This is a genomic window from Vicinamibacteria bacterium (genome assembly GCA_035570235.1).
GTDB lineage: Bacteria > Acidobacteriota > Vicinamibacteria > Fen-336 > Fen-336 > DATMML01.
Map to the genome: position 1 here is coordinate 1 of DATMML010000119.1, position 8,294 is coordinate 8,294.

8 protein-coding genes are annotated in these 8,294 nt (G+C 64.5%); 5 read left to right on the forward strand and 3 right to left on the reverse strand.

Translation table 11 applies throughout. The features are described 5' to 3' along the window. The 3 genes from VN461_21280 to VN461_21290 all read left to right on the forward strand — a co-directional run. A partial coding sequence (locus tag VN461_21280) for a VWA domain-containing protein (GenBank protein HXB57310.1) occupies positions 1 to 418 on the forward strand: 418 nt, incomplete at its 5' end. A 189-nt stretch (positions 419 to 607) separates the two neighbouring features. After that, positions 608 to 1,030: a hypothetical protein gene (locus VN461_21285; protein ID HXB57311.1), complete on the forward strand. Its 423-nt coding sequence runs from the start codon at positions 608 to 610 to the stop codon at positions 1,028 to 1,030. Further along, complete coding sequence (locus tag VN461_21290; GenBank protein ID HXB57312.1) at positions 1,027 to 1,389, forward strand: hypothetical protein; 363 nt, start codon at positions 1,027 to 1,029, stop codon at positions 1,387 to 1,389. Before VN461_21285 ends, VN461_21290 begins: the two co-directional genes overlap by 4 nt. 492 nt (positions 1,390 to 1,881) lie before the next feature. Here the strand turns inward: VN461_21290 and VN461_21295 are convergent, their stop codons facing one another. Then, on the reverse strand, positions 1,882 to 3,450 hold the full coding sequence (locus VN461_21295; protein HXB57313.1) for a hypothetical protein: 1,569 nt from the start codon (positions 3,448 to 3,450) through the stop codon (positions 1,882 to 1,884). A gap of 263 nt (positions 3,451 to 3,713) precedes the next feature. Between VN461_21295 and VN461_21300 the strand changes: the two genes are divergently transcribed. Then, on the forward strand, positions 3,714 to 4,766 hold the full coding sequence (locus VN461_21300; protein ID HXB57314.1) for an SAM-dependent methyltransferase: 1,053 nt from the start codon (positions 3,714 to 3,716) through the stop codon (positions 4,764 to 4,766). Between the two features lie 347 nt (positions 4,767 to 5,113). After that, positions 5,114 to 5,698, forward strand: a complete 585-nt coding sequence (locus tag VN461_21305) for a DUF2007 domain-containing protein (protein HXB57315.1) — start codon at positions 5,114 to 5,116, stop codon at positions 5,696 to 5,698. Positions 5,699 to 5,912: 214 nt separating this feature from the next. Here the strand turns inward: VN461_21305 and VN461_21310 are convergent, their stop codons facing one another. Next, positions 5,913 to 7,172: a serine hydrolase domain-containing protein gene (locus VN461_21310; GenBank protein ID HXB57316.1), complete on the reverse strand. Its 1,260-nt coding sequence runs from the start codon at positions 7,170 to 7,172 to the stop codon at positions 5,913 to 5,915. Positions 7,173 to 7,317: 145 nt separating this feature from the next. Continuing rightward, positions 7,318 to 8,250: a hypothetical protein gene (locus VN461_21315; protein HXB57317.1), complete on the reverse strand. Its 933-nt coding sequence runs from the start codon at positions 8,248 to 8,250 to the stop codon at positions 7,318 to 7,320. Between the last annotated feature and the right edge of the window lie 44 nt (positions 8,251 to 8,294).

Consider the following 8,294-nt stretch of genomic DNA (forward strand, 5'->3'; position numbering starts at 1 on the left):
TCCGCTAAAAGTCAGCTCCGTCGTCTTTGGCACCCAGCTTGCCCCGACCGTCCACGCGGACCCGACGAACCCGCTGGCTCGCGACGGGTCAGAACTCATGCCGAGCGTGACCCACGTCGTCGCGACCACTCAGCCACTCTATTTCTACTACGAGGTCTACGATCCGGCCCGCAACCCCGGGGGCGACGTGCGGGTGCTTAGCAACATCGCCTTCTTCCGCGGCAACACCCGCCGATACGAGACGCCGCTGGTTGAGGTGAAGCGCCTCGCCGCCGCGGACCGAAACGCCGCCGTTCTGCAGCTCGCGGTTCCCGCCGACTCGCTCAAGCCCGGCCTCTACACTTGCCAGGTAAACGTGATTGACGACGTGGCGGGGACATTCACCTTCCCGCGCCTTGCCCTTCTCGTGCGCCAGTAAGCCGGTCCCTTTGCCGTTGCAGGAGCGGAGGAACTCGTTCGCCCCTGCCTCTTCGGGCAAATGGCAGACGGTAGTGCCCTTCTCGTTACTCCGAGCGTGGCGAAGGACCGGAACCCGCGGAAGACCCCTGGACTCAAGACCACGTGGCCGCTTGCGCTTGCGTTTCGGCCGATCTATATTGATCGCTGAGTGGAGCGGAAGCGCAGGAAATCAGGGAGGGCTAAGGGAAGGTTCACTAGCGGAAGCAAGAGTGTTCTCGTTGTTTTGTTCGTACCGAGCGTGGAGAGAGACGGCAGGACGCCCATCGACCAAGAGCACTGGGTTGGTGCGGCGCTCGAGATGTTTGGGACAGTCTTTGGAGGGGCTACGGCCTACCCGAAGGCGAGGGGTATTTGGCGGGATGACGAGAGGGGCGGAGCTCTGGTGAGGGACGAGCCGGTGGTCATCCACTGTTATACGACTCGGGGCAACATCGAGGACCCAAAGAGCCTTGCCGAGTTCGGTCGCTTCTGCAGGCATCTGGGACGCGCGACCAACCAAGGCGAGGTTGGGCTGGTCGTCGGCGATGAGTATTTAGCCATCAGTGACTTCGCGACGGAGTTAGAACCATGAAGACAACCCTCGACATGGAGAAGATCGCGAAGGGGCTCGGTGCACAGCCCCGCGCAAAGGTTTCGGCCAAAGGCGGATACTTTGGCGCGATGCAGCTCCTGGCCGACATTGCGGCACGGTTCCGGGTACCCTCGGGCGGAGGCCGGGCTACCGATCCGCGATGGACCGAGCGGCGCTTGGTGCCGCTGGCGCCGCGCACCCTCGAACGCTTGGAAGAGCTGACCGCCAGGATTCGCAAGCACGGGAGCGCAAACCTGGAACCGATGCAGCTTGCGGGCCTATTGCTCGAAAAGACGACAGAACGCGTTAGCGAAGAAGAGGCTGAAGAATTGCTGAGGCCGAATCGAGTGAATCGTTGAACTGAGGCTCCCTTTGCAGTGGCCCCGCCCGGGCGCTCGGTTCCCCGCCTCGTCCGAGACTGCCTTCTTCCTATGGGTGATGTCGCTCCCACGTAGCGATGTACAGGCGGGTTGAGGGGCGGTCGAGCAACCGAATCGCCTGACCTGCGGGGGCAGGGGCTCGAAACCGCCCGCTCGCAGGTGATCGCGGGCGTTATGGGGACGTGGCGAGGAAAGGGGCGATGCGTCGATCCGGGACCCTGACTCCATTCGCTGCGGCTGTGCTGCTCTGGGGGTGCCCCTATGAGGCCAGCATTGAGCCGGCCGGAGCACCGGCCCGGTTGCGTGGCAGCCTGGTCGGAAACTGGTCCAGCAGTGCCGACAGCGCGGGACACTACGCACTCCTGCAATTCGGCTGGGATCAGTGCGAAGGAAACGGTCGGGAAGGGGGAGGGGCTTCCCTGAGGGCGATGCGGTTGGCAACCCCCCCCACCCGGGGGACGGACAAAGAGGCTACTGGGTCCGGAAGGCGAAGAGCCGGTTGTCGGCCCCGACCAGGATCCGCCCCTTGACCGCGATGGGAGTCGAGAAACGCCGCACGTGACTCAGGAGATCGCCGGGGCCGCCGCCCGCGAATAGGAGCTGTCCTGTCTCCGCATCCCAACCGTAGAGGCGCTCGGTCCCCTCCGCCCCGGCCGCCCAGACCACCATCTCGGAATGCCCATCGGTGGTGGTGACGATCGGTGATCCCTCCCCTCCGCTGGCCGTGCACCAGGCGACGATAAGGGAAGGGGGGGCGGCAGGAGCGAGCTTCAGGGCCACGAGGTCCCCGACTTGGCCGGTTGGACAGCCCAGGCCCAGAGCGCCTCCATGTCCGTGGAAGGTGACAAAGGTCCCGTTGGCCGTGGTGTAGGCGGTGGCGGCGTTGATGATTTCTCCCTCCGACACCTGCTGGCTGAACAAGCCTTCCCCCCCCCGGCCGTTGCCTGTCCCAAAGCCGCCCAGGTTCGACCGGTCCAGGAGGTAGGCAACGCCCAACTTGCTTAGCGCGACCACGAGCGCAGAGGGGGTGGCCCCCGGAAGATCGACCAAGAGGGGTCCCGAGCCCCCCATGTCGAGGTCGCCGAAGTCGAGCCGCTGCCAGTTGGAGGGGGCGAAGAAGTCGACGGTCTTTCCCGAAAACTGGGGGCCCGCCTGGAAGCGCAGGATGGCCTCCCCCCCTCCCCAGTTCTGGGCGAGGAAGGTATTCCCCGTGGCGGCAAAGACAGCGGAGCCGTCGCTGGCCAGCCCCCCCGGCGCCCAGATCCCTCCTCCCCTCGCGCCCGTGGCCCAGCCCTGGGCCCCCGCCGGGTTCGCGAGGGGCACGCCTATGACCCAGCCATGATAGTCGCCGCAATCGCCGGCATGCCCGCCGTAGGGAACGTAGAGCGTGCTCCCCACCACGATGAGGGCGCCCCGCTGATTCTGGAGCACGGGAGCGAACCCCAGGTTATTGAACTGCACGGTCGAGGGATCGAAGGGCCAACCGGAGCGCTCGGACCCGTCGTCGATGGAGAGGGCGTGGATCAGGTGTTGGAGGATGGTGCTCCGATTGCCGGTGACCGCATCCAGGAAGAGGGTGCGGCTGGGGAGGTCAATGTAGGGCGTGCCCGTGATGCCCAGCGGGAAGATGTCGCCGCACCCGGCTCCCGTAGCCCCCGCGGGCGTACCCATGGACTTGGTCCAAACCGTGTTCCCCGTCTGCTCGTCGAGGGCGTAGACGTCGTCGCCTTCGGTGACGACATAGAAGGCGCCCTTGCCATTCGGCCCGTTCTCCACATAGAGGGGCTGCGCGTAGACGTTCCCCACGAAGCTTCCATTGAATGAGGTGTCCATCTGCAGGGTCGCGGCCTTGGTGCGGGTCAGCGTGGGCTGCAGGTAGACCCCGTCCCGACGGGCACTGTGGTGGTGCTGAAGCACGTCGTTGTTGGTCGGGGAGGGCGTCGGGGAGGGGATCGGGGCGGGGGCCGGGCTCGAGCTCCCGCACCCTGGACCCAAGGCCAAAAGGATCAAGATCGGCGCGCCGCCGGCCGCTCGTGACATGGGGAATGGCCTCCCCCTCGAACTGTCTCACGACCGGGGCGAGTGGACAAGGGCAGGGCCCTAGACCGTCCCTAGGTTTGGAGGGTCTCTAAATCCGGGATCAATTGGGCGTGAACTCACTCCAGATTTAGGGATGTAGTCCCAGATTTGACTGCCAGCCGAATGGCCCCCTAAATATGGGAAAGGCCACTAGAATCAGCGGGCCTCAGTCCCAGACTCAAGGGATGCGCGACACCAGGGCTGGACGGCTGGAAGGAGATGGGATGAAGCTCCTCCGACAACTCGATCGGGTCGCGGCGGCGTTGCTTGGCGCGCCGCTTCTGCTCTTCGGCGTCGCGAAGGTCGGCGCGGTCGAGGCAGGCAAGCCATCAAAAACCTCGGTGTTGGTGATGGCGGCCCGCGCCATCGGAGCCCGCGACCCAGATCCCACCGTCCGGAATCCGGATTGGCTGGCGGAACATCTTCTGGGCCCCGAGGAGCGGGCCCTGATCCCTGACAACTACGCCCTCCTGGCCCTGGATCAGGACTATCGCGAAGCCATGAAGGATCCCCGGACGCGAGGACTCGTACTGACCATGACCGTGCGCACGAAGTTCAACGACGAGCACCTTCTACAGGCGGTCGGGGAGGGTGCTCTCCAGGTCGTGAACCTGGGCGCAGGATTCGACAGCCGGGCCTACCGGTTCCGGCAGGCCCTCCGCAACGTGAAAGTATTCGAGGTGGACTACGGTCCCACCCAAGAGTACAAGCGCCACCGCGTGCAGGAAGTGTTGGGGCCCCCCCCGCCCAACGTGCGCTACGTGCCCATCGACTTCACGCGCGAACAACTGGCGGACGTGCTCGGGCGGGCGGGGTATCGCACCGACCTCCGCACGTTCTTTCTCTGGGAAGGCGTTACGCAGTACATCCCCGAGGAAGCCGTCCTGGAGACTCTGCGCTTCGTCGCGGGTAACTCCGCTTCGGGCAGCGCGGTGGTCTTTGACTACTCGACGCGCAGCCGGCTCGAGGAGCTACCCAAGGTCTCCGAGGCGGAGCGCACTCTCCAGGCAATGGTGAGAGCCTGGGGCGAGCCCTGGATCTTTGGGATCCCGGAGGGTACAACGGCCTCGTTCGTGAAGAACGCGGGCCTCGACCTCGTCGAGAACCTCCCCGTACATGGACCGGAGTCCGTTACCCGCTACCTGACGAGAAAGGATCGCTCGCGCATGGGAGACCTCCCCTGGCCGTTGCCTTCGCCTGAGCTGGGGGAAGGGCGGTACACCTACTACTGTGCGCGGGCAACGGTTCGGGTCCGGGAGGGTTCGCAGTCCCGGTGATCGCCGTCGCCGGAGCCCCGCCCCGCAGCGTGACGGCAACCAAGGGTTACAATGGTTACGGTCGGGTATGTCGTGATGTTCTGGTGTGGTGACCGCCGCACCGGCCAATCGTTGTCGGGGCAACCGCGCTCGGCGGGGTTCTTGGGGTGTGGTTGGTGTGGTGCCGGCGAAGCGCGAGCGCCCGGGGTAGGACGCGATCTTGCACCTCGCCAATGAGAGAGACGCAAATCCTAAGGGTGTCGACGAGTCTAAGAAAAGGCCGCGTAGCAACGCGTTGCACCTGTTGAAGGAAGGCGCCGGAAACGACACTACAGTTCCTTGCGGCTCCCCGGTTCTGGGCAAGTCCTATGACCGACGACGATAGAGAGGCTCTGAGAGAACATTTCGAGCAAGAGTCAACTGAAGCGCTGGTCTCAATCCTCCGCAACCACGATGAACAGGAATGGCGGCCCGAGGTGTTCGAGGTCGTGGCCACCATACTGAAGAGCAGGGGCTTGGCACCTGGAGAGGTCGTCGCTCTAGGCCCGGAGCCGGCCGTCATAGATGTCGTGGAATCGGAACCAACGGTTACCGTTGCCAACTTCTTCAGTCCCGCCGAGGCTCACGGCTCCAGAATGGCGCTTGAGGAGGCTGGTATCCCTGCCTGGGTCATGGACGAGGGGCTGGGCACCATCTATGGGGTTGGCGTCGGCACCCGCGTGCAGGTGCGCGCCAGTGATGCCGATGCCGCTCGCCAAGTCCTGTCTTCGCAGCCAGCCCCCGGTGATGCATTGCCTGCTGACATAGCTGAGCCCGCTTGCCCTGCCTGCGGCTCTCGTAATGTGGCCCCGGAAGCTTGGGTCGAGACAGAGTCTGGTCAACGCCACCAGGGCACTCGACGCCAGTGGCACTACGTGTGTGCAGACTGCCGGGAGGCTTGGCCACTACGATAGTCGCGCGCTCCAACAACGCGGCCATGGTTTCTTCCACGCGCACGGGCCCCATGTCTGCCGCATGTCCCGAGCCCGAAGGACTGGTCAACCCGTCTACCGTGGTCGGTCTCAGGGGTGCCACCGAGCGAGGCCCGCAGTCCCTTGAGGTCCGTCTTCCACTGACCGTCGCCCATCGGTAGAAGACCACGAAGGCGACGACTGAGGCCCGCCGTGCCTAGTTACGAGACGGCCCGCTGGTTGTAGGGAGCGTGCCGCTCGTCAGGCTGGAAGAGGGGAGCGCTCCAGCGAGTGAGAGTGCGGCGGGGAACAGCTGTGGAATCATGTAGTATGGGTCGAGGCCGGAGCCGCTGTTGGTCAACACGATGATGTCGATGCCGTCACTCGGAAATGTCGCGTTCATCGTCTGAAAGCCGGTGATCTTACCGTCGTGCCAGACGTAGGGGTGTCCGTCGAGGGAACTGACAAACCATCCGTCCGCATACGTGCCGTATGGCAGCGGGATCGGGCTCTGGGTAAACATTTGGGTAAGCGAGTCTTGCGTGAAAATGCCAGGGTGACGAACTGCCTGGTCCCACGCCTCCAGATCAGCGACGGTTGAGGTCATCCCGCCGCACCCGGCAAGCCAGGCAAGATTCGGCTGCCAAGAACGCCGCGGGCCGCTCCCATCGTCTTCATACCCAAGCGCGACATCCGTGGCCGGCGGCGGGGGATAGCCTTGGTGGGTGTGCGTCATCCCGAGCGGTCCAAAGATCCGCCGCTGCAAGAACGCGCTCAATGGCTCGCCGCTTTCGCTCGCAACGATCATGCCGAGGAGCAAGTAATCCGAGTTGCTGTAGTAGTAACCCGTGCCGGGCTGCAACTGCAGGGGCAAGGTCGCGAGCTGTTCGACGATTGGTTGATAGTCACTCTGGCCGTTTGCCAAGAAAGTGTTGTATGCACCGCTGAAGTCCGGCGACTCGCCAAAGGAGTTGTAATCGGCGACGCCGCTGCGGTGTTGGAGTAGGTAGAGGAGCGAGATGGCGTTTCCGTTGGGAAACGAGGGGAAGTACTTGGAGACCGGATCGCTCACCGAGAGCTTCCCGTCTTGCTGAAGGAGCAGTATGGCGCCGGCCGTGAACTCCTTGCTGACCGACGCCAAGTCAAAGACCGTGTTTTCGTCCGGCGGGAACATGCCCCGGGGCAGCTTGAAGAGCATGTCCGGCTGCGCGACGTTCCAAAAATCATGACCGGCGAACGCGTCGGGAAGACCGCGGTCCCGAAGCCCGTACCCATGCACAAAGAGCGGGCTGCCATTCTTGTAAATCCCTAGCGCGACGCCCCACGACCCCGCGTAGTGTTGTTCGACGATAGCGTCGATGGCGGGCTGGGTTGAAGCGGAAACCGGGGGCGCGGAGCTCGGAGAGCCGCCTGTGGCGCCGCAGGCCGCGAGCCCTCCACAAGAGAACAGAAGTGCAGATGCCTTCAGCCAACGCATCCTCGACCGGCCCTTCAGTTTCCCGCGGACCCGCCAAGACGTTTCGGGAGCCTTCCTTCTCGATGCTCGTCGGGCGCCGCTATGGGTGTCACTCCTGCACGTCACAATCCATGCAGGGTGGCCGTGGTGAGCCGGGAGGCGGAAGTCAGGGGAGGAGCCCCATTGACCGGCACTGTTCATGGATCGCCTCCTTCAACCTGACGACCTCGGCCTCGTGGGGTACCAAGGAATGCTCCAGGCCGATGCAGATGGCGCGGCGGTTCGTTTCGGCAGGATCCTTCAGCCCTCGCTCTTGTAACACGCGAAGCCCCCAAAGCTTCTGCTTCTCCTCCCGAGATGCCATCGGGCCGGTTCCCCCAAAACCGTCAATAAGGGAGTCGATGGCGTGGCGTCGCAGGCCGGTGTCCTTGTCCTCCAGAAACAAGAGAACGAGATCCAATGGCGGTCCCGCCGCGCCCGAGCTCGCCGCCAGGCGTACCTCCGGGGGTAGGTCGAGGGCCCGACTGACCTCTCTTAAGATCTGGGGATGGCCAGCGCAGTTGAGGTTGGCCACCATGATCCGTGCATCTTGCGGACTTTCACGGGCGATGCGCCGCACCACGGCCAGCGCCTCGTTGGGGTGTGTGACCGCATGACAGATCTCGTCCTTGGCGGACAGGGCGTGCCGAAATGACGTCGCTTTCGCGCGGGCACCGAGCTCAGCGCGGGCCGCCTCGGCGATCTCGTTGCAGTTAGGGTTCGCGACGACGGCCTCGAGGACACGGTCATAACCCGCATTCTCGGAGCCAAGTGCGTCGTCTGGGCGAAACGCGCGGGCACAGGTCGGGCGGTCGGCGGCGCGGGCCATGGCGGCGGCCTCGACGTATGCATTGGCGTCGCCGAGCTTTCCCAGCATGACCAAGGCCGCTCCCCGAACCACGGGTTCTTGATCGCGCTTCGCGATTTGCAACACGACGAAGCCCGTATCCTCCAGGCGCTCCGCGCTTGGGGATCCCTTTCGCACCCACTCGGGAGTCTTTTGCCAGCGGTCGATCTCCTGCAGCTTCTTGTGGACAAGCTCGACCACCGCCCGCCGCACGTCCGGGGACTCGTCCCGGAGGAGAGCCTCCAGCCGTTCCTCCT